Genomic DNA, 21,732 nt, shown 5'->3' on the forward strand with positions numbered 1-21,732 from the left:
GGCGTCCACGCTAGCGCAGGAGATAATCGCTGCCGTGAACGACACGGCAGATCCCGACCCGCGTGTTGTGGTCATCTTCGGAGGCCGTAGCGAGATCGGTGTAGAACTGGCCGCTCGGCTCGCCCCGGCCGCGACGGTGGTGCTCGCGGCCCGTGGAGCCGACCGGCTTGGCGACGAGGTCGCGGCAGTGCGGGCCGCCGGCGCCGCGGCTGTGCACACGTGCGAGTTCGACGCCGACGACGTGGCCGGACACGCAGGGCTGATCGATGCCATCGAAGCCCGGCACGGATTGATCGACACCGCGGTGCTGGCCTTCGGCGTGCTCGGTGATCAGGCCCGCGCAGAGACCGATACCGCACACGCGGTGGCCGTCGTGTACACCGACTACGTCGCCCAGGTGAGCTTGCTGACCGAGCTTGCCCGGCGCATGCGAGCCGCGGGCCGGGGCCGGCTGGTGGTGTTCTCCTCGATCGCCGGGGCGCGGGTGCGCCGGGCCAACTACGTCTACGGCTCGGCCAAGGCCGGCCTGGACGGTTTCGCTTGCGGCCTCAGCGATGCTCTACACGGCACCGGGGTGCGGCTGCTCATCGTGCGCCCCGGCTTCGTGATCGGGCGGATGACCGAGGGCATGGATCCGGCACCGTTCTCCAGCACCCCGGCGCAGGTGGCCGAGGCAACCGCGGCGGCGCTGGCCGACGGCAAGCGGGCGGTGTGGGTGCCGTGGGTGATCCGGCCCATGATCTTTGTGACGCGGTTTGTGCCTGGCCCGATCTGGCGCAGGATGCCGAGGTGAGGATCATCGTGGTCGGCATCGGGGCCGACGGCATGGCCGGACTGGCGCCCACGGTCCGCGCCGAATTGGCCAGGGCCACAGTCATCCACGGATCGAAGCGGCAACTCGACCTGCTCGATGGCACCGTCTGCGCGGCCCGGCGCGTGTGGCCGTCGCCGATGCTGCCCGCGTTGCGCACCCTGCTCGACGGTGCGGACGGCGACGTGCACGTGGTCGCCAGCGGGGACCCGCTGCTGCACGGGGTGGGCAGCGTGCTGATTCGGATGTACGGCGCCGATACGGTCACCGTGCTGCCGCACGTATCGTCGGTGACCCTGGCGTGTTCGCGGGTCGGCTGGTCGGTGCAGGACACCGAGATCGTCAGTCTGGTCACCGCCGAGCCGCATACGGCCGTGCGCCGCGGTGGCCAGGCCGTGGTGTTGTCTCGCGACAGCTCGAGCCCGGCCGCGTTGGCGAAACTGCTGACCGACACCGGCCGCGGGGATTCGGAGCTGACGGTGCTGGAGCAACTCGGCGGCCCGAGGGAACTGCGTCGCTCGGCGACGGCGCGAGAGTGGGCATCGCGCCCGCCGGCCGATGTCGACGCGCTCAACGTCATGGCCGTGCGGTACCTGCCCGACGAGCGGCGTGCGCACGCGCTGCCCGATGACGATTTCGACCACGACGGGCAGTTGACCAAGCAGTCCATCCGGGCCGTTACGCTCGCCGCGCTTGGGCCACGGCCGGGGGAGCTGTTGTGGGATGTCGGTTCGGGATCGGGCAGTATCGCGATCGAATGGTGCCGCAGCGCGCCCGGCTGTACGGCAGTTGCGTTCGAACGTGATCCGCAGCGTCGCAACCGGATTGGTGGCAACGTCACGGCCTTCGGGGTGCGGGTCGAGGTGCGGGGTGCGGTACCCGAAGCGCTGGACGGTGTTCCCGAGCCGTCCGCGGTGTTCATCGGCGGTGGCGTCACCCAGCCGGGCCTGCTGCAGGTCTGTTTCGACCGATTGCCGGCCGGCGGGCGGCTGGTGGTCAACGCCATCACGGTGGAATCAGAATCGGTTGTGGCACAGTGGTATTCGAAAGAAGGTGGCGAGCTGCGGCGCTATCAGCACTACCAGGGCGGCGCGGTGGGCGGGTTCACCGGCTGGCGGCCGGCGCTGCCGGTCACGCAGTGGTCGGTGGTCAAGCCGTGACGGTCTATTTCATCGGGGCCGGTCCCGGTGCGGCCGACCTGATCACGGTGCGCGGCCAGCGATTGCTGAGTGATTGTCCGGTATGCCTGTACGCCGGATCGATCATGCCTGACGACCTGCTCGCCCTGTGTCCACCGGACGCCCGTGTCATCGACACCGGTCCGCTGAACCTGGACCAGATCGTCGACGAGTTGGTGGCCGCTGACCGTGCCGGTCTGAACGTGGCTCGGCTGCACTCCGGCGACCCGTCGCTCTACAGCGCGCTGGCCGAGCAGTGTCGCAGGCTCGACACGCTCGGCGTGAGCTATGAAATCGTGCCGGGGGTACCGGCATTCGCCGCTGCTGCCGCGGCGTTGGGTCGTGAGCTCACGGTCCCCGGGGTCGCGCAGACGGTCACGCTGAGCCGGGTGGCGACACTGTCGACGGCGATGCCCGCCGGCGAGGACTTGCGCACCCTGTCCACGCCGGGCGCGACGCTGGTGCTGCACTTGGCCGCTGCGCAGATCGACCACATCGTGCCGCAACTCCTCGAAGGCGGGTACGGTCTGCAAACCCCTTGCGCGGTGGTGGCATTCGCCAGCTGGCCGGAGGAGATCGTGTTGCGCGGCACGCTGGCCGACATCTCCGAGAAGATGCACGCCGCCGAGGTCACCCGCACCGCGGTGATCGTGGTCGGCGATGTGCTTGCCGCCGAAGGGTTCTCCGACAGCTACCTCTACTCGTCGGATCGCCGCCGGGGGAGCAGGCACTAGTGAGGCTTCTGCTCCTCGGCGGCACCGGCGAGGCCCGTGCGCTAGCCGCGGCCCTGCATCCCGATGTCGAGCTGATCAGTTCACTGGCCGGGCGGGTGCCAGACCCCGCGCTGCCGGTGGGCCCGGTCCGGATCGGAGGCTTCGGCGGCGTTGACGGGATGCGGAACTGGCTGCGCGACGAGCGGATCGACGCCGTCGTCGACGCCACGCATCCGTTCGCTGCAACCATCACTGCGCACGCCGCGCAGGTGTGCGCCGAACTCGGGTTGCCCCATCTGGTGCTGGCACGTCCCGCCTGGCAAGCCGGTGACGCGATCGTGGTGGCATCTGATGCAGATGCTGCGAAAACCGTTACAGACAACAGTTATTCACGCGTCTTTCTCACCACCGGGCGGTCGGGAACCGCAGCCTTCCATGGCGTGGACGCCTGGTTCCTGATCCGGGCCGTCACCGAACCGGAGCCTGCGAGCCTGCCGGAACGTCATCAGTTGTTGTTGTCGCGCGGCCCGTATCACTACGAGGGGGAGCTGGCCCTGCTCACCGAACATCGCATCGATGCGCTGGTCACGAAGAACAGTGGCGGTGCCATGACCGAGCCGAAGCTGCGGGCCGCGGACGAGGCGGGGGTGGCGGTGATCATGGTGGACCGACCGCCCTTGCCGGCCGGGGTCCACGCCGTGGCCACCGTCGACGAGGCCTCGGACTGGGTCAGAGCCTGGGTCGGGGCGCGCTGAACGCCGTCAATCGACAGATGCCACATTCTGGCCGATCAACCGCCGCAATTCGGCGGAGGCCGCCTTGCGGGCGGCGTCGGCGTCCTCGCGCAGTCTGCGAATCTGCGTGTCGAGCGCGCTGAGTCGATCCTGCAGTTGTTCGAGTTGGTCGACCTGGCGACGCCGCAGGTCCCCTTCGGGCCCCTCGGACCCGAGCACTTTGAGCTGTTCGGCAATCCGGCTCTGCGCGGCATAGTCCTCGGTACGGCCGGTTTCGAGGCGTTGGCACTCGGCGTCGAGCCGGTCGGCCTGTTCCCAGCGCCCCAGCACACCGGACAGTTCATCGATGGTTGAGGCGTCCAGCGACCGTCCGGCCAGCCATTGCTCCAACTGGCGCGGGGAGAGTTCCCGGTAGTCGATCTCGGTGTAGATCGGCCACGTCTCGAGGACGGTGGCTTCGACGGTCCGATGCCCGGGCACCACAACCCGGACCCGGTGCCATCGTCCATCGTCGTCGGTGTCAGTGACACTGTCCTGCGTCTCGATACGGTGCCCGCGGACCCGGGGCAGCTCGAATATGACATCCACGGCGTCGTCGTGGTCGTTCTCGGCGCGCAGCGTGTAGCTTTTCTCGACGCGCTGCTCCTCGACCACGGCGTCGGCGGCCAGTCGCACCCGGGCCGTCACGGTGTCGGTGCTGCTGGTGCTGCGGCAACGCACGGCCAGATCTTTGGCGAAGGCCAGTCGCATCTTCGCGTCGCGAGCGGTGAACGGCACCATGGCCTCTCCGGCGTAACTGTCCTGCTCGTAGACGACCGCCGGCCCTTCTTCCAACACCACGCCGGTGCTGTTGGTGAAGGCCAAAACGACGTCGGGCGCAGGTGCGCCGTCGCGCCACACCAGTTCGCGGCCGACCCCGTCGACAGGCGTCACCGCCAACGGGACCATGGCCGCTCCGCCGCGCTTCAGCGATACCGGCGTCGTCAACCGGTATTCGAAATATTCACCGCTGTCGGAGGTTTCGACCTCGGCGGCGGCATCCGCATAGGTGTCGAACGGTGCGGCCATCGGCATCGCGGCGAGCGCCGGCATATCGCTCGCGGCGCGGGTGGTCTTGGCCAGCGCCACGCGTTCGGCTTCTTCCACGACTGCCCGCCGCACCGTCCTGCCGTGGTACAGGTCGATGTCGAACGAAATCGGTTGTCCGGTAGTCAAAATCAGTGATATGTCGGTGAGGTCCTCGTCGATCGGATTGTGCACGATGCCCATGGCGGCGAGCACCAGCGTGTCACCGTCACGAACCAATCGATACGACACTCGCCACATGGGCGCCGGAACGATGTAGGACACGCGCGTCTGCTCGGCGCTGCCCCGGATCTGCACGGTTACCCGGCAATCCTGGCCCGCGGTCGCGGCGCGCGAACGGTCGATCAGATACGCCAGGTCGGCGCGGGATGGATCCTCGATCAGATCGACCCGGTCGGCTTCGGCAAGGTCGACCAGGTTCACCGCGCCGGATTCGGTACGCAGCAACAACAGTCGGCGGTTCTCGCCGGACTCGTCGACACCGATGACCTCGCCGCGGTGACGTCGGTCGCCGCAGCGGACCTCGATAACGCGGCCACGCACCGCCTCGATAAGCCCGAGCAGTGCACCGCCCGGCTCCAACAGCAAGTTACGGCTTGCCAGTTCGGTACGGGGATCCGACGGGCTGTCGAACGCGACCGTGCCCACCGACGCCTGTCCGCCGGTGATGTCGACCGTCAGAGACTTCAACACGTCTTTCATATCGTCGCGGCGAAACGTCAGCTCGAAATCGCCGTCGACCGGCCCGGTGCGGCTGACATAGGCCACGCCGTGCTTGTAGATGACGAGTCGGTCCACCGCCGGGCGTGTGCTCATAGGGCGACCCTAGCGCCAGCCCGCGATGGGTCGCCGAACGTGAACAAGATCGCGAGATCCCCGAAAACTCGTGATCTTGTTCACGTTCAGCTCGGGTAACGCCGCGGGGTGAAGACCCGGTCCCGGTTCTGGTCGCTGTACCACTGGGTCTGAGACGAGCCGATGATCAGCAGGCACCGCATGTCGACCTCGGCGGGGTCGAGGTCGACCAACCGCACCACCCGCACGCTCTCATCTGTACTCGGCCGTGCGCCGGATACCGCCCGGCCGATGATCACCGGTGTGCTCGGGTCACGGTGCCGCAGCAACAGCTCGCGCATCGCGCCGACCTGCCAGGTCCGCGTCTTGGATGCGGGGTTGTAGATCGCCAGCACCAGATCGGCTTTGGCCGCCGCGGTCAACCGCTGCGCGATCACGTCCCACGGCTTGAGGCGATCGGACAGCGAGATCACCGCATAGTCGTGGCCGAGCGGCGCGCCGGCCCGGCTGGCGACAGCTTGGGCTGCCGTCATCGCGGGGATGACCCGAACCTCGACACCCGGCCACTGCTTGGCCTCCTCCAGCACCGCGGTGGCCATCGCGAACACGCCGGGGTCCCCGGAGGAGACCACCGCCACGGTGCGGCCCTGCTGAGCCAGCTCGCACGCCAGCTGAGCACGGGCGGGTTCGTCGGTGTTGTCACTGGGGTGGTGACGCTGGCCGGCCCGGATGCCGACTCGGTCGAGATACGGCCCATACCCGATGAGGTCGGTGGCCGCGGCGAGCTCGCGCCGGCTCTGCGGGGTCATCCAGTCGGAGTCGCCTGGTCCGAGGCCGACCACCACGACGCTGCCCGCAGCCGGCGTGGCGTCGGCCCTTCCGCCGGTGATCATGGCCAGCGAGAAGTACGGCACGTTCGCGGAGTCGATCTCGGCGGCCGGTGCCACCCGCTGTCGGTCGGTGCTGGCCCGCTCCACGTAGTACGCCTCATCGAGTCGACCGGTCGACGAAAGCGCCTCGCGCACAGTGGTATACGAACGCCCGAGTTTAAGGACCACGGCCGCGTCGGTGTCGGACAGCCGGCGTTTGAGCTCCTCGGCGGGCAGGGTGCCGGGCAGGATGGTCAGCACCTCATCGCCCTGCACCAGGGGGGTGCCGGTGGCGGCCGACGCCGCGCTGACCGATGTCACACCCGGCACGATGACGGCTTCGAACCGCTCGGTGAGCCGAGTGTGCAGGTGCATGTACGAGCTGTAGAAGAGCGGATCGCCCTCGGCCAGCAGGGCAACGTTGCGACCGGCGTCCAGGTGCGTCGCAATGCGCTCGGCGGACTCGGCGTAGAAGTCCTCCATCGCGCCCGCGTATCCGCCGGGATGGTCGGTGGTCTCGGTGGTCACCGGGTACACGAGGTGCTCTTCGACCTGGCCGGGACGCAGATACCGTTCGGCGATGCCCCTGGCGATGCTGTGTCCGTGCCGGGCGCTGTGGTACGCGACGACGTCGGCCTCGCCGATCAATCGTGCGGCCTTGACCGTCACCAGTTCCGGGTCACCGGGGCCCAACCCGACGCCGTAGAGGGTTCCCGTCGTTGTCATTCGCGTTCACTCGCAATCGCATTGACGGCGGCGGCGGCCATCGCACTGCCACCGCGCCGACCGGTCACCACCAGGTAGGACATCCCCCGTGGGCGGTCGATCAGTTCCTGCTTGGACTGGGCGGATCCGACGAAGCCGACCGGACCGCCGAGCACCGCGGCGGGTGTCGGAGCGCCCTCGTCGAGCAGTTCGAGCAGCCGGAACAGCGCAGTCGGCGCATTGCCGATGGCCACCACCGCGCCACCCAGGCGGTCGGCCCACAGGTCGACGGCGGCCGCGGAGCGGGTACTGCCCAGCCGGGCCGCCAGTTCGGGCGCGCGTGGGTCGGCCACCAGCGACACCACCTCGTTGTCGGCGGGCAGTCGGGACCGGGTGATGCCCGCCGCCACCATCGACGAATCGCAGAGCACAGGCGCACCCGCAGCCAACGCGGTTTGGGTACGGGTGACCACATCTGCGGTGAACGCGACATGCTCGGCGACGTCGACCTGGCCACAGGTGTGGATCAGCCGGACCACGACACGCGAGACGTCGGCGGGAAAACGAGCCAGATCTGCCTCATCGCGGATCGTCGCGAACGACTGCCGGTAGATCTCGGCGGCGTCGCGGATGTAGTCGAGCACCCGGCCACCCTACGGGTGGCCGGAATCTGTGTGCTCCTCGCGTGCGCGCACCCGCGGGTGATACCCGTCTGCGCCCGCCACCAGCACTTCACCGACAGGCGGGCTGCCGCAGGCGCGCTCACAGCCCACGAAATGCCGGTGGGTGGTGCCGGGGGTGTTGGCGGCCTCAGCGGCGTCGGCCCGCACATCGGCACGGGATTTGGCGCACCCCGGGCTTCCGGTGCATGCGCTGACGTCCAGCCACGGGGAATTCTCATCGAAGATCAACCCCATGGGCGCCAGCACGCGCAGCGATACATCCGCTATACCTTCGTCGAGGTCACCCACGAGCACCGAGCGCCACGGTGTGATCACCAGCGGCGCCTCGATGGCGGCCAGGAACTGCGCCGTGCGCGCCTGCAACACCCCGAGCGGCACGCCCGCGCCGAGAGCGACGCGGCCGTCACGCTGATCGATCCAACCGACCGGCGGCCGAACCGTCGGTGACCACCGCGTCCCTGCCGGTGCGCTGATCTCAAGACCAGCCAGTAGCCTCGCGGTGTCATCCAATTCGGTTATCCGCCAAGATATTCCGCGAATCTCGGCGAATCGGGTCGCCACGTCGACGAGGGTGGGCACCACGTCGGCGATCGCCATTCGGACGCCGGTGTCGATGCCGGCCAACAGCAGGGCCGCGACCTCGGGGTCGAGCACGTGCGCTCCCACATCGGCGGCCAGTCCGGATACATCGCCGCGGCCGTCGTCGAGGCTGAACCAGAATCGGCTCGGCAGGTCGGCGAGCACCGGATCGGCCTGGATGGCGAGGTCTAACTCGCCGACGAGGTCGCGGACATCGGCCACGCCGCCGGACCGCCCGGACAACGGGGAGGCCACGATATTGCGCACACGCTCGTGGGTCGGTGAGGGCAGCAGGCCGGCGTCAGTCAGCGCGGCCGCCACCGCGTCGGTGTCGGTGAGGGCGCGCAGCTGAATATTGCCGCGCGAGGTGAGTTCCATTGCGGGGGAGCCGAACTGCTCGGCTACTTCGGCCAAGGCGGCGAGCTGGGCCGCGGTGATCATGCCGCCGGCCAGCCGGATCCGCACCAGGGCGCCGTCAGCGGCCTGGTGCACTGTAAGTGCGCCGGGGCAGGCGTCGTTGTCGCGGGTTCGGGCCATCTCCGGCTCCATTCTAGGAACTTCCCGGCCGCGACCCGAATTTGCGACGATCGTCCGGGCGATGCTCGGTATCGGCCCAATCGGCATGGAGTGCACGACGCCGGATGTGACTTGGGTCACCGCCCGGTAAAGCAGTTCTGTCCCTTACATGTTGACGATTTTTGCGGTAATCGGACGTACCGTCGAAACCAGTATCCGAGACCGCCGGTATCGGGTTCAAATGCCGAAACTACGAGAGGAACGACCATGTTTGCTTTTGGCGCATTCGCAGTGTTCGTCCTGGTGCTCGTTGCCGCGGCTGGCCGTCCGTACAGACAGTCCTGGCACGCTCGCTTTGGCGAAACCCGCCCCTGACCCTGACCGCCGTGTGCGGTACGAATGACGGGTGTCGTCCGCCCCTGACTCCACCCTGAACCCCACCGTCCTGCTGCTGTCGACATCGGACACCGACCTGATCGCAGCCCGTGCCAGCGGCGCGGGATACCGGTGGGCCAACCCGTCCCGGCTGGTTCCCGGTGAGCTCGACGAGTTGCTCGCCGGCGCCGACGTAGCTGTGGTGCGCATCCTCGGCGGTTACCGGGCCTGGCAGGACGGCATCGATGCGGTTGTCGCCAGCGGGGTGCCGACCGTCGTAGTCAGTGGCGAGCAATCCCCGGATGCCGAGCTGATGAGGCATTCGTCTGTGCCACAGGGCGCCGCTCTGCAGACCCACGTCTACCTGGCTCAAGGCGGCCTGGCCAATCTGGCGAACTTGCATTCGTTCCTGTGCGACACGCTGCTGATGACAGGGTTCGGGTTCGCGCCGCCGGTCACGACCCCGACTTGGGGCCGGCTGGACCGGGAAACGTCTGCCGTCGACGGGCCGACCATCGCGGTGCTCTACTACCGCGCCCAACAATTGGCCGGCAACACCGGCTACGTCGATGCGCTGTGCGCGGCCATCGAGCACGCCGGTGGCCGGCCACTGCCCGTGTTTTGCGCCTCGTTGCGCACCGCCGAACCCGAACTACTCGAGCTGCTAGGCACCGCCGACGCCCTGATCACCACGGTGCTGGCCGCCGGTGGTGCATTGCCCGCCGCGGCGGGGGCCGGCGGGAGCGACGACTCCTGGAACGTGGCACACCTTGCCGCGCTGGATATTCCGATTCTGCAAGGGCTGTGTCTGACGGGATCGCGGTCCGACTGGGCCGTCAGTGACGACGGGCTGTCCCCGTTGGATGTGGCCAGCCAGGTCGCGGTGCCTGAGTTCGACGGCCGCATCATCACGGTGCCGTTCTCGTTCAAAGAGATCGACAAGGAGGGCCTGATCTCCTATGTGGCCGACCCGGAGCGCTGTGCCCGGGTGGCCGGGCTGGCCGTGCGGCACGCCCGGCTGCGTTCCATTCCGGCTACGGAAAAGCGCGTGGCCCTGGTGTTCTCGGCCTACCCGACCAAACACGCCCGGATCGGCAACGCCGTTGGTCTGGACACCCCGGCCAGCGCGGTGGCGTTGCTGCAGGCCATGCGCACGGCCGGCTACGACCTCGGTGACATCGACGGGATCCCCGGTGTGGAATCCGGCGATGGTGACGCGCTGATCCATGCGCTGATCGAACGCGGCGGGCAGGACCCCGACTGGCTCACCGACGGACAGTTGGCCGGCAACCCGATCCGCGTGCCGGCCACGGACTACCGCGACTGGTTCGCCACCCTGCCGGCGGAGCTGGCCGATGCGGTGGTCGAGCATTGGGGCCCGCCTCCCGGAGAATTGTTCGTCGACCGCAGCCGCAACCCGGACGGTGAGATCGTCGTCGCCGCAATGCAATCCGGCAACGTGGTGCTGGTGGTTCAGCCCCCACGGGGCTTCGGTGAAAACCCGGTGGCGATCTATCACGATCCCGACCTGCCGCCGAGTCACCACTACCTGGCCGCCTACCGGTGGCTCGACTCGGCGTTCCCGGGGTCTTTCAAGGCCGATGCCGTGGTGCATCTGGGCAAGCACGGCAACCTGGAATGGCTGCCCGGCAAGACGCTCGGTATGAGCGCCGCCTGCGGCACCGACGCTGCCCTCGGCGATCTGCCGCTGATCTACCCGTTCCTGGTCAACGACCCGGGGGAGGGCACCCAAGCCAAACGCCGGGCCCACGCCACGCTCGTCGACCATCTGATCCCGCCGATGGCCCGCGCCGAAAGCTACGGCGACATCGCCCGGCTCGAACAACTCCTCGACGAGCACGCGACCATCTCCGCGCTCGACCCGGGCAAGCTCCCGGCGATCCGTCAGCAGATCTGGACACTGATGCGGGCGGCCAAGATGGATCACGACCTAGGCCTCGCCGACCGGCCCGACGAGGACAGCTTCGATGACATGCTGCTACACGTCGACGGATGGCTGTGTGAGATCAAGGATGTGCAGATCCGCGACGGTCTGCACATTCTGGGCGAAAAGCCCACGGGTGACGGCGAACTCGACCTGGTGCTGGCCATCCTGCGGGCCAGGCAGCTGTTCGGCGGCGAGCAGACCGTGCCCGGGCTGCGTCAGGCACTCGGTCTGGCCGAGGACGGTAGCGACGAGCGCGCCGCCGTCGACGCCGCCGAGACCAAGGCCCGTGAGCTCGTGGCGGCATTGCAGGAAAGCGGTTGGGATACAGAGGTTGTCGACCAGCTCACCGGCGACGCCGAGGTGGCGGCGATTCTGCGGTTCGCCGCCGCCGAAGTGGTGCCGCGACTGGCCGCCACGGTCCGCGAGATCGATCAGGTGCTGCGGGCGCTGGCCGGCGGTTTCATCGAATCCGGGCCGTCCGGCTCGCCGCTGCGGGGTCTGGTCAACGTGCTGCCCACCGGGCGCAACTTCTATTCGGTGGATCCCAAGGCGGTGCCGTCCCGGCTGGCCTGGGAAACCGGTGTGGCGATGGCGGATTCGTTGCTGGCTCGCTACCGCGAGGACCACGGCCGCTGGCCGGCCTCGGTGGGCCTCTCGGTGTGGGGCACCTCGGCCATGCGTACCGCAGGTGACGACATCGCCGAAGTCCTTGCGCTGCTGGGTGTTCGGCCGGTATGGGACGACGCGTCGCGTCGCGTGGTCGGCCTGGAACCGATAGACCTGACCGAACTGGGCCGGCCCCGCATCGACGTCACGGTCCGCATCTCCGGCTTCTTCCGCGACGCCTTTCCGCACGTCGTCACGATGCTCGACGACGCCGTCGCGCTGGTGGCCGGCCTCGACGAACCGGCACAGGACAACTACGTACGCGCTCACACCCAGGCCGACCTGGCCCAGCACGGTGACCAACGACGCGCCACCACACGGATTTTCGGCTCTAAGCCCGGGACGTACGGCGCCGGCCTGCTGCAGTTGATCGACAGCCGCAACTGGCGTGACGACGCGGACCTGGCCGAGGTGTACACGGCCTGGGGCGGATTCGCCTACGGACGCGATCTTGACGGCCGGCCCGCCGCCGACGACATGAACCGCGCGTACCGGCGGATCGCGGTCGCGGCCAAGAACACCGACACCCGCGAACACGACATCGCCGACTCCGACGACTACTTCCAGTACCACGGCGGCATGGTGGCCACCGTGCGCGCACTGACGGGTAAGGCTCCGGCGGCCTACATCGGTGACAACACCCGGCCCGACGCGGTCCGTACCCGCACCCTCAACGAGGAGACCACCAGGGTGTTCCGGGCCCGGGTGGTCAACCCGCGCTGGATCACCGCGATGCGCCGGCACGGCTACAAGGGCGCGTTCGAGATGGCCGCGACGGTCGACTATCTGTTCGGCTATGACGCCACCGCGCACGTCATGGCCGACTGGATGTACGAGCGGTTGTCTGCCGAATACGTCCTCGACGAGGAGAATCGCAAGTTCATGGCCGAATCCAACCCGTGGGCGCTGCACGGCATTGCCGAGCGACTGCTGGAGGCAGCGGGCCGCGGCATGTGGGAAAAACCCGAACCGGCCACGCTCGACGGGCTGCGCCAAGTGCTTCTGGAGACTGAGGGCGAGCTCGAGGGCTAGTAGTTTGATGCCATGCCTGTCACCTTCGCCGACGTCGCCGAGGCCAAGTACGTGCTGCTGACCACGTTCACCAAGGACGGCCGGCCCAAGCCGACACCCATCTGGGCCGCCCCCAGCGGGGACCGGCTGCTGGTCATCACCGAAGCGGATTCCTGGAAGGTCAAACGCATCCGCAACACGCCGCGCGTCACCCTCGCGGTCTGCGACATGCGGGGAAACCCCGAGAGTGAGCCGGTCGAGGCGCAGGCCGTCATCCTCGACCAGGCCCGCAATGGCGAGGTGTACGACGCCATCGGCAAGCGGTACGGTCTGATCGGCAAGGCGTTCAACCTGTTCAGCAAACTGCGCGCCGGCATGCGGCGCAATGTCGGACTGGAGTTGCGCGCGGCCGACTGACCGCGCGGAACCCTGTGGCGCGCCGAACCGTTGAATAGACATGGCAAAGCGGCTGTTCGGCATCTACGCATTGGTCGAGATGGTGGTGATCATCACCCTGGTTGCGACCATCGGCTTCGGCTGGACCGTGCTGTTGCTGCTGGCCTCGTTCGTCGTGGGGCTGGTGCTGGCGGGTTCGCAGCTGAACCGGCACCTTCGCCGGCTGCGCTCGGGGCTCTCGGCCACCAGCGCGCAGGGTGCCGTCACCGACAGTCTGCTGGTGGCGCTGGGCACCGTGTTGGTGGTGATCCCGGGTCTGGCCAGCTCGGTGCTCGGAGCACTATTGCTGTTGCCGCCGACGCGGGCCGTGGCACGCCCGGTGCTGACGGCGATGGCAGCAAAGCGGATACCGATCATCACGGCGAGCGCACCCGGTTTTGTCTGGGCCGCCGGTGCCAGCGCGCCTCACGGCGGACGTGGCGACTACATTGACGGGGAAATCATCGAGGGCGAAATCATCGACGTGCCCGCACGCGAGGGCAACCCTAAGGGCACCGAACCCGAACTGCATCGTCTGCCACCGACGGCCTAGCCACATATGGCTGACCAACCTTTGACCGAGCTCCTGATCAACGGGCGGATCCACAGTCCCGCCAACCCCGATGCCACGGCGTTCGCCGTGCGCGACGGCGTCATCGCCTGGTTGGGCAGCGATGCCGTCGGCCGTTCGGAGTTTCCCGAGGCTCGCGTCGTCGATCTCGACGGCGGCTTCGTCGCCCCGGCGTTCGTGGACAGCCATGTCCACCTCACCGCCACCGGGCTCAATCTGGGCGGTCTGGATCTGCGCGCGGCGACCTCACGAGCGGAGTGCCTGCGGCTGATTGTCGAGTACGCGCGATGCCACCCCGCGGGCCCGGTGTGGGGTCACGGTTGGGATGAATCCCGCTGGCCCGAGCGCACCCCGCCGAGCACCGCGGACCTCGACGCCGTGCTGGGGAACCGGCCGGCCTACCTGGCCCGGGTCGACGTGCATTCGGCGGCCGCCAGCAGCGCGCTGCGCACTTTGGTGCCCGGGCTGAGCAAGGCAGCCGGGTACGCGCCGCAACTGCCACTCAGCGCTGAAGCCCACCATCTGGTCCGCGCCGCGGCGCGGGACCGGCTCACGCCGGACCAGCGTCACGCCGCACAGCTCGCGGCTCTCGACCATGCGGCCGGCCACGGCATCGCCGCGGTCCACGAATGCGCGGGCCCGGACATCGGTGGCCTTGACGATTGGCACGAGCTGCGCGGGCTCCATCACGGCGTCGAGATCATCGGTTACTGGGGCGAAGCCGTCACCGACCCCGACCAGGCCAGAACACTGATCGCCGAGACCGGTGCGCGCGGGCTAGCCGGTGACCTGTTCGTCGACGGGGCACTCGGCTCGCGCACCGCACACCTGCACGAGCCCTACACCGACGCACCCGACACCTGCGGCAACTCCTACCTCGACCCCGAAGTCATCACGGCACACTTGCGGGCGTGCACCGAGGCGGGAATCGCCGCCGGGTTCCACGTCATCGGCGATGCTGCGGTCACCGCTGTCATCGCGGCCCTGACGACCGTCGTCGAGGCGTTAGGCGCGCCCGCGGTGGCGCGCTGCGGGCACCGGCTCGAGCATCTGGAGATGGTCAGCCCCGCCCATGCCGCCCAGCTCGGCTCGTGGGGTGTGATCGCCAGCATGCAACCGAACTTCGACGCGCTGTGGGGCGGCGACGATGGCATGTACGCCCAGCGCCTCGGACCGGACCGAGCCCGCCGGCTCAACCAGCTTGCGCTGTTAGCATCCGAAGGCGTGCCCCTCGCGTTCGGCTCAGACACCCCGGTCACCAGCATGAACCCGTGGCAGACCGTGCGCGCGGCGATCCAGCACCACACCCCCCGCAGTGCCCTGTCCGCCCGTGCCGCGTTCGCCGCGGCTACCCGTGGTGGCTGGCGCGCGGGCGGCGTGCGCGACGGTGTCACCGGCACCCTGGTGCCGGGCGCCGCGGCCAGCTATGCGATCTGGGACACCGATCATCTGGAGGTCAGCGCACCGACGAACGCTGTGCAGCGCTGGTCGACCGACCCACGGTCGCGGGTGCCCGCATTGCCGCGGCTCGCGGCCGGGTCCGAGCTGCCGCGGTGCCGGCAGACCGTTCACCGGGGCGTCGTCATCCATGGCTAGCGACGATTTCGAACGCCCGCATGACGCCACCGAGGTGCTGCCGGACGTCGACGACGCGGACGATGCCGGGTTCGAGGAAGACGTCGGGATCGACGATCCCGACGCGAGCACCGACTCGGCCAAACCACCGCCGGATCGCCTCGCCGCGCTGACCTCGTGGGGGCGCCGGTTAGGCCGCGCGACCCTCGACCGCTGGGCCCAGCTCGGTGCCGCTGTCGGAGGCGGACTGTTGCTGTGGGCGAGTTTCCCGCCCGTGGGCTGGTGGGCCACGGCGTTCGCGGCGCCGGCGCTGCTGGGCTGGGTGCTGACGCTGCCATCCACCACCCGAGCCGGCGGTTTCGGCTACGGATTCTTGTTCGGGTTGGCGTTCTACATCCCGCTGCTGCCGTGGATCAGTGGTTTGGTCGGTCCGGTGCCGTGGCTGGTGCTGGCGGCGCTGCAGGCGGTGTTCTGCGGGGTGTTCGGGCTGTTGGCCGTGTTGGTTCGGCAGTTACCGGGCTGGCCACTGTGGTTCGCCGCATTGTGGGTCTCTGCGGAATGGCTCAAGTCGACCGTGCCGTTCGGTGGATTCCCATGGGGTGTGGTCGGGTTCGGTCAGTCGAACGGCCCACTACTGTCGATTGCGCGGGTGGGCGGGGCGCCGCTGGTGTCGTTCGCGGTCGCGCTGGTCGCGTTCAGCCTGACACTGGTGACCTTAGAGATCGTCCAGTGGTGGCACCACGGCCACAAGCCCGGCGTGCCGGCCCCGGCTGTCGTGCTGCCCGGCGTTTGTGTCTCGGTGGTGCTGTTGGGCACCGCGTTGTTGTGGCCGCAGGTGCGGCACTCCGCTGTCGGCGTCGCCGACGAACCATCGGTAACCGTCGCTGCCGTGCAGGGCAACGTCCCCCGGCTCGGCCTGGAGTTCAACGCGCAACGACGCGCAGTGCTCGACAATCACGTCCGCGAGACCGGGCGGCTGGCCGACGACGTGCGGGCAGGCCGAGCCGCGCAGCCGATGTTCGTCATCTGGCCCGAGAACTCCTCCGACATCGACCCGCTGGCCAACGCCGACGCCGCCGCGCAGATCGACGCCGCGGCCGCTGCCATCAAGGCGCCGATCCTCGTCGGTGGCGTGGTCAAAGCCGACGGTTACACGCCCGACGATCCCGTCGCCAACAACACGGTGATCGTGTGGGATCCGGCTACGGGCCCCGGCGAACGGCACGACAAGCAGATCGTCCAACCGTTCGGCGAATACCTGCCGTGGCGCGGTTTCTTCCGCCACCTGTCGTCCTATGCCGATCGTGCAGGCTACTTCGTCCCCGGTACCGGCGACGGCGTCGTGCATGCCGCGGGCGTACCCATCGGGGTCACCACCTGCTGGGAGGTGATCTTCGACCGGGCTGCCCGTGAATCTGTGCTCAACGGGGCCCAGCTGCTGGCAGTGCCCACCAACAACGCGACGTTCGATGCAACGATGAGTTTCCAGCAGCTGGCATTCGCCAAGCTGCGGGCCGTCGAACACGACCGGTACGTGGTGGTCGCGGGGACCACCGGTATCAGTGCCGTGATCGCTCCGGATGGCCGTGAGCTGGCGCGCACCGAGTGGTTCCAGCCGGCGTATCTGGACAGTCAGGTCCGGCTCAAGTCCGACCTGACACCGGCCACCCGGTGGGGCCCGCTGGTACAGGCGGTGCTGGTGGTTATCGGCTTCGGGGCCGCTCTTGCGGCGCTGGTCGTTGCGATACGGCAAAATGGAGGGTTCGTGCCAAGAGTTTTCCGGCGCCGGAAGGCGAACGCCGGCGACGATGAAGGAGTCACATGACAGTCCCCGGTGACGGAGCGAACCCGGGGGAGACCCCTCGCCAGGACGATGGCAAACCCAGCAGGCGCACGTTGGTCATCATCCCGACTTACAACGAGCTGGAGAACCTGCCGCTGATCGTCGGCCGCGTGCACCGCGCACGCCCCGACGTCCACGTGCTGATCGTCGATGACGGCAGCCCGGACGGGACCGGTGACCTGGCCGATGAGCTGGCCCTGGCCGACCCGGACCGGGTGCACGTCATGCACCGCACGACCAAGGCTGGTTTGGGTGCGGCTTACCTGGCCGGATTCGCCTGGGGCCTGGGCCGGGGCTACTCGGTGCTGGTGGAGATGGACGCCGACGGCAGCCACGCTCCCGAGGAGCTGTATCGGCTGCTCGACGCCGTGGACGCGGGTGCCGATCTGGCCATCGGCTCGCGGTACGTCTCGGGTGGCACGGTGCGCAACTGGCCGTGGCGGCGCCTGGCGCTGTCCAAGACCGCCAACACCTACTCACGGTTACTGCTGGGTGTGGGCATCCACGACATCACCGCCGGATACCGCGCCTACCGGCGTGAGGTGCTGGAGAAGATCGACCTGTCCGCGGTGGATTCGAAGGGTTACTGCTTCCAGATCGACCTCACCTGGCGAGCCATCACCAACGGCTTCAGCGTCGTCGAGGTGCCGATCACGTTCACCGAACGTGAACTGGGTGTCTCGAAGATGAGCGGATCCAACATCCGTGAAGCGATGTTCAGAGTTGCCGAGTGGGGTATCCGGGGACGTCTGGACCGGGCCCGCGGAGTGCCGAGCTAACCCAGAAAAAGCCGCGAGGGTGCACTTCGGTGCACCCTCGCGGCTTTTGTCAGTGGTTCAGCTACCCCGACGCTTGCTCTTGATCAGGTCGAGACGTTCCTTGAGCAGTTCTTCGAGCTCCTCCACCGAGCGGCGCTCCAGCAGCATGTCCCAGTGGGTACGGGGCGGCTTAACCTTCTTGGGCTCGGGTACGTCACCCTCGATGAGGGTGCCCTCCATGCCGTTACGGCACAGCCAGGTGCCGGGAATCTCGGCGTCGTCGGCGAACGGCACATCGAACTCTTCGCCATTGTCCGTCCGGTAGCGGGCAACCTGACGCGGCGCCAGGTCATGGTTGCGGTCCGTCTCGTAGCTCACGGCTCCGAGGCGACTGCCTCTCAGGACGCGATCAGCCATCGTCAACACTCCTCAGTCACACGAAATTATCCGGATGTATCAACGCTTGATGGCGTTGCCAGGTTCCCGACTCAGCCGTCCATGATACGCCGATCACGATCTGCGGCCGTCTACAGTCGGGGACCATGGCCACCGGAATTGCCAGACGTCATCGTCCGCAACCGTGCCGGTGGTGCGGGCGCGAGGTAGCCGACGCGGGTATGGGGCGCCGGCGGCAGTACTGCAGACAGTCGTGTCGTCAGCGGGCATACGAGCAACGTTCCCTGGTGAAGGGCACCTCACTGGCCCCGGATTCGGTGGTGCTCACCGCCGAGGAAGCCGCCCAACTGTCTGACCGGGTCTATCAGGTTCGGTGCGCGGCCGAGGATCTCGCCACCGCCGTCGATGAGGGTGCCGCCTCCGCCGAGCTTCGGCAGTTGTGCGACGCGTTGATGCACGCCGCAAAGGCGGCCGACGGCTGGCGTTAGCTCTACGATTGCCACAGTGTCCGGCGGATCGCAGCACGAACAGACCGAAGCGACGCGCGCATGTCGCTTCGACGATTTTGTGCTCGACGTCGGTCGGTATGAGCTGCGGCGCGGCACCGAGGTGATCCGGGTCGAGCCGCAGGTGTTCGACGTCCTCAACCAGTTGGTCCGCCACCACGACCGGGTGGTCACCAAGGAAGAACTGTTCGATTCGGTGTGGGGTGGCCGGTTCGTCGGTGAGGCGGCGCTGACCAGCCGAATCAAGGCGGCGCGTCGGGCCCTTGGCGATGATGGGGAATCGCAGCGCTACATCCGGACCGTGCGGGGCCGTGGCTACCAGTTCGTCGGCGTCCTCGACGAACCCGAGGCTGCGCGGGCCGAGACTGTGCCGCCGAGGGAAGAGGAGCAACCCCCGCCGCGGCAGCGCATCGCGTTCTGTCGTGCCGGCGACGGTGTGCGGCTCGCGTACGCCGTGGCGGGCGAGGGTCCGCCGTTGGTACGCGCGGCGAACTGGATGACACACCTCGGACATGACATCGAAAGCCCCGTGTGGCGGCATTGGGTGCGTGACCTGTCGCGCCATCACACCTTCGTCCGCTACGACGAGCGGGGCTGCGGGCTCTCGGATTGGGAGGTCTCCGACTTCTCATTCGATGACTGGGTCGACGACCTGGAATCGGTGGTGGAAGCTCTCGGGCTGGAACGTTTTCCGCTGCTGGGTGTTTCGCAGGGCGGCGCCGTGGCCGTGGCCTACGCGGCGCGGCACCCGCAGCGTGTCAGCCGAATGGTGCTGTGCGGGGCATACGCCAGGGGTCGCGCCGTTCGGGCCGTCAGTGAGGATGAAAAGCGTGCTGCCGCACTCGATCTCGATCTGGCCAGGGTCGGCTGGGGTCGCGATGACCCGGCTTTCCGGCAGGTGTTCGCCGCCCAGTTCCTGCCCGACGGCACCCGCGCAGACTGGGCCGCGTTCGATCAACTGCAGCGGCGCACCACATCACCGGAGAACGCGGTCCGGTTCCTGGAGGAGTTCGCGCGCATCGACGTCCGCGACGCAGCCAGTGAAGTCCGGTGCCCAACCCTGATCATGCACTCACGTGACGATCACCGGGTGCCGATGCGGTTCGGCGAGGAACTGGCCACGCTGATCCCCGACGCTCAGCTGGTGGCGTTGTCGAGCAACAACCATCTGCTGACGTCGACGGAGCCGGCCTGGCAAGTATTCGGTGACGAGCTGGACCGGTTCCTGGCGGACTGAAACCGCCGCGCTTCTCCAGACAATCTCCACATAATCTTCATGCACCGCGGACGGCGGCCATCCATGCTGATGACATGAGAAAATCCCTCCGCAACCTGATCATGGGTGTCAGCGCGATGATCGCCTTGGGCACCCTGTCTGCCTGCTCCGGCGGTTCCGCCCCGGAGGCCGAATCGTCACCCGCGGCGGCTTCGACAACAACTCCTGCGGCCGCCACACCCGCGCCGCTGCCCGCGTCCGTGCGGTACATGGCGGACATGGAGACCGAAGGCAAGAAGATGACCCTCGGTATTTCGGTCGACGGCACCAACGTCACGGCCTACGCCTGCAACGGAGTCGATGACGAGGCGTGGTTCTTCGGTAACCAGACCGACGGCAATATCGACATCACCTCGAAGCTCCGGGACACGCTCAAGGCGTCGTTCACCGCTTCCGACGCCAAGGGTGATCTGACGATGAACGGCGTCAACTACACGTTCACTGCTGCCGCGGTGACCGACCCCGCGGGCATGTACACCGCAGATTTCGAGGGTGTGCGGGCGTCGTGGGTGGTGCGCCCCGATGGCTCGGCGGTCGGTGTGCAGTTCAACGGCGGCATCTCCGGTCGTGATTTCGAGCAGGCTGAGCTGCAACAGCTCAACGCCCAGCAGTTCCAGGCCCAGGTCCGCAACAAGCGCAAGCTGCAACAGGCGCAGCAGCTGATCCGGCTGCAGAACGGTTCGTTCACGTCGACGATCAACGGTCACCACGTCGTCGCGCAGCTCGTCACCGGGAACACGCGTTTCGGCTGAGCCACTCGACTCCCCAGGCGGCTCCGGAAACTCCTAAGCGGGCTCGCAGCTGAACTGTCTGCCGATGCCGACCGCCGGTGGTGTCGGCTTCAGGCAGCCGAGCGGTTCGACGCCGGTCTGGCTCACCCGCATCCCGGATTGGTGCGCGTAGTTGACGCAGATCAGTGCGGTGGCGTCGGCGCGGCAGCGGTAGTCGCCGAACGCGATCGATTCTCCGGTGGGCAGTTTGGTTCCGTCGCCGTAGGTGAACCGGCCCGGATCACCGTGCAGCGAGCCGATCTCCAGCGTCGGCCCACCGAAATCCACCCACCCCGAGATCCATTCACCCTCCACGTCGGACGGTTTCGGCGGCAGGCCGTCGGTCTTGACCAGGCAGGCCAGCTCTCCGTTGACCAGCTTGTCGGTTGCGCACCGCCCTGCGGTCGTGACGAACGCAACATCGTCACCCAGGTCGGTGGCCTGGCCGTCACGGGTGGCGGTGTGGAAACCGGCCGGATCGGCCTGCGTGCCGGCCTCGACCCAGCGAATGACCTGGGACATCGGCGTTCCGGCGGGAGGCGCCGACGTCGGCACGGGTGGCGTCGTCGGCGCCGGTTTGGCGCTTGACGGCTGCGCCGAGCTGGTAGGCGTCGACACTCGGGCCTGCGACGTCGATTGAGTCTCCCCGCCGCCCCCGGTCGAGCACCCTGCCAGTAGCGCAGACACCGCGATGATCACAGCAATCCGCATCCCGCCAGGCTAGCGGTACGTGTCGCCGACCGTGCGGGTCTGCTGCCCGGCACGCCGTGTTCGGGCAGCGTTCTGCGCACGCTCGTCGCGCGTCAGCTCACCCGAAAACGCTTGAGACGCGCAGTGGCACCCGAAACAAGCTCCACCCTGCTGGGCGGCAGGCCGAGATGTGCGGGCAAGCAATTTCGTGACGGCCTCACACACGCCTCGTCGTCGCGTGAG

18 protein-coding genes and 2 pseudogenes are annotated in these 21,732 nt (G+C 68.1%); 13 read left to right on the forward strand and 7 right to left on the reverse strand.

Annotation, left to right across the window (positions count from 1 at the left end):
• Positions 1-34: 34 nt before the first annotated feature.
• The 4 genes from B133_RS0105010 to B133_RS0105025 are packed head-to-tail and all read left to right on the forward strand — an operon-like array spanning position 35 to position 3,457.
• A complete protein-coding gene (locus tag B133_RS0105010; RefSeq protein WP_018599626.1) occupies positions 35-793 on the forward strand; it encodes an SDR family NAD(P)-dependent oxidoreductase in 759 nt (252 codons plus the stop codon).
• Complete coding sequence (locus B133_RS0105015) at positions 790-1,971, forward strand: bifunctional cobalt-precorrin-7 (C(5))-methyltransferase/cobalt-precorrin-6B (C(15))-methyltransferase (RefSeq protein ID WP_018599627.1); 1,182 nt, start codon at positions 790-792, stop codon at positions 1,969-1,971. The genes B133_RS0105010 and B133_RS0105015 overlap by 4 nt, the downstream gene beginning before the upstream one ends.
• A complete protein-coding gene (gene cobM / locus B133_RS0105020; RefSeq protein WP_026255982.1) occupies positions 1,968-2,723 on the forward strand; it encodes a precorrin-4 C(11)-methyltransferase in 756 nt (251 codons plus the stop codon). The genes B133_RS0105015 and cobM overlap by 4 nt, the downstream gene beginning before the upstream one ends.
• Positions 2,723-3,457, forward strand: a complete 735-nt coding sequence (locus tag B133_RS0105025) for a cobalt-precorrin-6A reductase (RefSeq protein WP_018599629.1) — start codon at positions 2,723-2,725, stop codon at positions 3,455-3,457. The genes cobM and B133_RS0105025 overlap by 1 nt, the downstream gene beginning before the upstream one ends.
• 6 nt (positions 3,458-3,463) lie before the next feature.
• On the opposite strand, the gene B133_RS0105030 is transcribed toward B133_RS0105025, so the two are convergent.
• The 4 genes from B133_RS0105030 to cobG all read right to left on the reverse strand — a co-directional run bounded on the left by B133_RS0105030 (position 3,464) and on the right by cobG (position 8,690).
• Complete coding sequence (locus B133_RS0105030; protein ID WP_018599630.1) at positions 3,464-5,338, reverse strand: hypothetical protein; 1,875 nt, start codon at positions 5,336-5,338, stop codon at positions 3,464-3,466.
• An 86-nt stretch (positions 5,339-5,424) separates the two neighbouring features.
• Complete coding sequence (locus B133_RS0105035; RefSeq protein WP_018599631.1) at positions 5,425-6,912, reverse strand: precorrin-2 C(20)-methyltransferase; 1,488 nt, start codon at positions 6,910-6,912, stop codon at positions 5,425-5,427.
• The gene (locus B133_RS0105040) at positions 6,909-7,535 is read right to left on the reverse strand and encodes a precorrin-8X methylmutase (RefSeq protein ID WP_018599632.1); all 627 of its coding nucleotides are present in this window, start codon (positions 7,533-7,535) and stop codon (positions 6,909-6,911) included. Before B133_RS0105040 ends, B133_RS0105035 begins: the two co-directional genes overlap by 4 nt.
• 9 nt (positions 7,536-7,544) lie before the next feature.
• Positions 7,545-8,690: a precorrin-3B synthase gene (cobG, locus tag B133_RS0105045; protein ID WP_026255983.1), complete on the reverse strand. Its 1,146-nt coding sequence runs from the start codon at positions 8,688-8,690 to the stop codon at positions 7,545-7,547.
• Positions 8,691-9,099: 409 nt separating this feature from the next.
• Here cobG and cobN point away from each other — a divergent pair, with 409 nt between their 5' ends.
• The 6 genes and pseudogenes from cobN to B133_RS0105075 form a co-directional block, all read left to right on the forward strand.
• The gene (gene cobN, locus B133_RS0105050; RefSeq protein ID WP_198291036.1) at positions 9,100-12,690 is read left to right on the forward strand and encodes a cobaltochelatase subunit CobN; all 3,591 of its coding nucleotides are present in this window, start codon (positions 9,100-9,102) and stop codon (positions 12,688-12,690) included.
• A gap of 12 nt (positions 12,691-12,702) precedes the next feature.
• On the forward strand, positions 12,703-13,086 hold the full coding sequence (locus tag B133_RS0105055; protein ID WP_018599635.1) for a PPOX class F420-dependent oxidoreductase: 384 nt from the start codon (positions 12,703-12,705) through the stop codon (positions 13,084-13,086).
• 40 nt (positions 13,087-13,126) lie between these two features.
• Complete coding sequence (locus B133_RS0105060; RefSeq protein WP_018599636.1) at positions 13,127-13,657, forward strand: FxsA family protein; 531 nt, start codon at positions 13,127-13,129, stop codon at positions 13,655-13,657.
• A gap of 6 nt (positions 13,658-13,663) precedes the next feature.
• On the forward strand, positions 13,664-15,271 hold the full coding sequence (locus B133_RS0105065) for an amidohydrolase (protein WP_018599637.1): 1,608 nt from the start codon (positions 13,664-13,666) through the stop codon (positions 15,269-15,271).
• The gene (gene lnt / locus B133_RS0105070) at positions 15,264-17,075 is read left to right on the forward strand and encodes an apolipoprotein N-acyltransferase (RefSeq protein ID WP_018599638.1); all 1,812 of its coding nucleotides are present in this window, start codon (positions 15,264-15,266) and stop codon (positions 17,073-17,075) included. The genes B133_RS0105065 and lnt overlap by 8 nt, the downstream gene beginning before the upstream one ends.
• Before the next feature lie 56 nt (positions 17,076-17,131).
• Positions 17,132-17,854 (forward strand): annotated as a pseudogene (locus tag B133_RS0105075) (polyprenol monophosphomannose synthase); the annotation flags it as partial.
• A 75-nt stretch (positions 17,855-17,929) separates the two neighbouring features.
• Here the strand turns inward: B133_RS0105075 and rbpA are convergent.
• Positions 17,930-18,268 carry an RNA polymerase-binding protein RbpA gene (gene rbpA, locus B133_RS0105080; protein ID WP_026255985.1) on the reverse strand — a complete coding sequence of 113 codons (339 nt, stop codon included), beginning with the start codon at positions 18,266-18,268 and terminating at the stop codon, positions 17,930-17,932.
• Positions 18,269-18,405: 137 nt separating this feature from the next.
• On the opposite strand from rbpA, the gene B133_RS0105085 reads away from it, so the two are divergent.
• The 3 genes from B133_RS0105085 to B133_RS0105095 all read left to right on the forward strand — a co-directional run bounded on the left by B133_RS0105085 (position 18,406) and on the right by B133_RS0105095 (position 20,781).
• Positions 18,406-18,735, forward strand: coding sequence for a hypothetical protein (locus tag B133_RS0105085; protein WP_198291037.1), 330 nt, complete (start codon positions 18,406-18,408; stop codon positions 18,733-18,735).
• Positions 18,736-18,751: 16 nt separating this feature from the next.
• Positions 18,752-19,990, forward strand: a complete 1,239-nt coding sequence (locus tag B133_RS0105090) for an alpha/beta fold hydrolase (protein ID WP_018599642.1) — start codon at positions 18,752-18,754, stop codon at positions 19,988-19,990.
• Between the two features lie 74 nt (positions 19,991-20,064).
• Positions 20,065-20,781, forward strand: coding sequence for a hypothetical protein (locus tag B133_RS0105095; protein WP_018599643.1), 717 nt, complete (start codon positions 20,065-20,067; stop codon positions 20,779-20,781).
• A 33-nt stretch (positions 20,782-20,814) separates the two neighbouring features.
• On the opposite strand, the gene B133_RS0105100 is transcribed toward B133_RS0105095, so the two are convergent.
• Together B133_RS0105100 and B133_RS24835 are read right to left on the reverse strand one after the other, a co-directional pair.
• A complete protein-coding gene (locus tag B133_RS0105100; RefSeq protein ID WP_026255987.1) occupies positions 20,815-21,510 on the reverse strand; it encodes a hypothetical protein in 696 nt (231 codons plus the stop codon).
• Positions 21,511-21,602: 92 nt separating this feature from the next.
• A pseudogene (locus tag B133_RS24835) lies at positions 21,603-21,705 on the reverse strand (DUF167 domain-containing protein); the annotation flags it as partial.
• Positions 21,706-21,732 lie beyond the last annotated feature (27 nt).

Origin of the sequence: Mycobacterium sp. 155 (assembly GCF_000373905.1) — a bacterium.
GTDB lineage: Bacteria > Actinomycetota > Actinomycetes > Mycobacteriales > Mycobacteriaceae > Mycobacterium.

What these genes read in the sequence shown, in the direction of transcription:
- B133_RS0105100 (WP_026255987.1), bottom strand. Translation starts at nt 21,510, where the DNA reads ATGCGGATTGCTGTGATCATCGCGGTGTCTGCGCTACTGGCAGGGTGC.
- B133_RS0105055 (WP_018599635.1), top strand. Translation starts at nt 12,703, where the DNA reads ATGCCTGTCACCTTCGCCGACGTCGCCGAGGCCAAGTACGTGCTGCTG.
- cobG (WP_026255983.1), bottom strand. Translation starts at nt 8,690, where the DNA reads ATGGCCCGAACCCGCGACAACGACGCCTGCCCCGGCGCACTTACAGTG.
- B133_RS0105030 (WP_018599630.1), bottom strand. Translation starts at nt 5,338, where the DNA reads ATGAGCACACGCCCGGCGGTGGACCGACTCGTCATCTACAAGCACGGC.
- B133_RS0105095 (WP_018599643.1), top strand. Translation starts at nt 20,065, where the DNA reads ATGAGAAAATCCCTCCGCAACCTGATCATGGGTGTCAGCGCGATGATC.
- lnt (WP_018599638.1), top strand. Translation starts at nt 15,264, where the DNA reads ATGGCTAGCGACGATTTCGAACGCCCGCATGACGCCACCGAGGTGCTG.
- B133_RS0105035 (WP_018599631.1), bottom strand. Translation starts at nt 6,912, where the DNA reads ATGACAACGACGGGAACCCTCTACGGCGTCGGGTTGGGCCCCGGTGAC.
- rbpA (WP_026255985.1), bottom strand. Translation starts at nt 18,268, where the DNA reads ATGGCTGATCGCGTCCTGAGAGGCAGTCGCCTCGGAGCCGTGAGCTAC.
- B133_RS0105060 (WP_018599636.1), top strand. Translation starts at nt 13,127, where the DNA reads ATGGCAAAGCGGCTGTTCGGCATCTACGCATTGGTCGAGATGGTGGTG.
- B133_RS0105065 (WP_018599637.1), top strand. Translation starts at nt 13,664, where the DNA reads ATGGCTGACCAACCTTTGACCGAGCTCCTGATCAACGGGCGGATCCAC.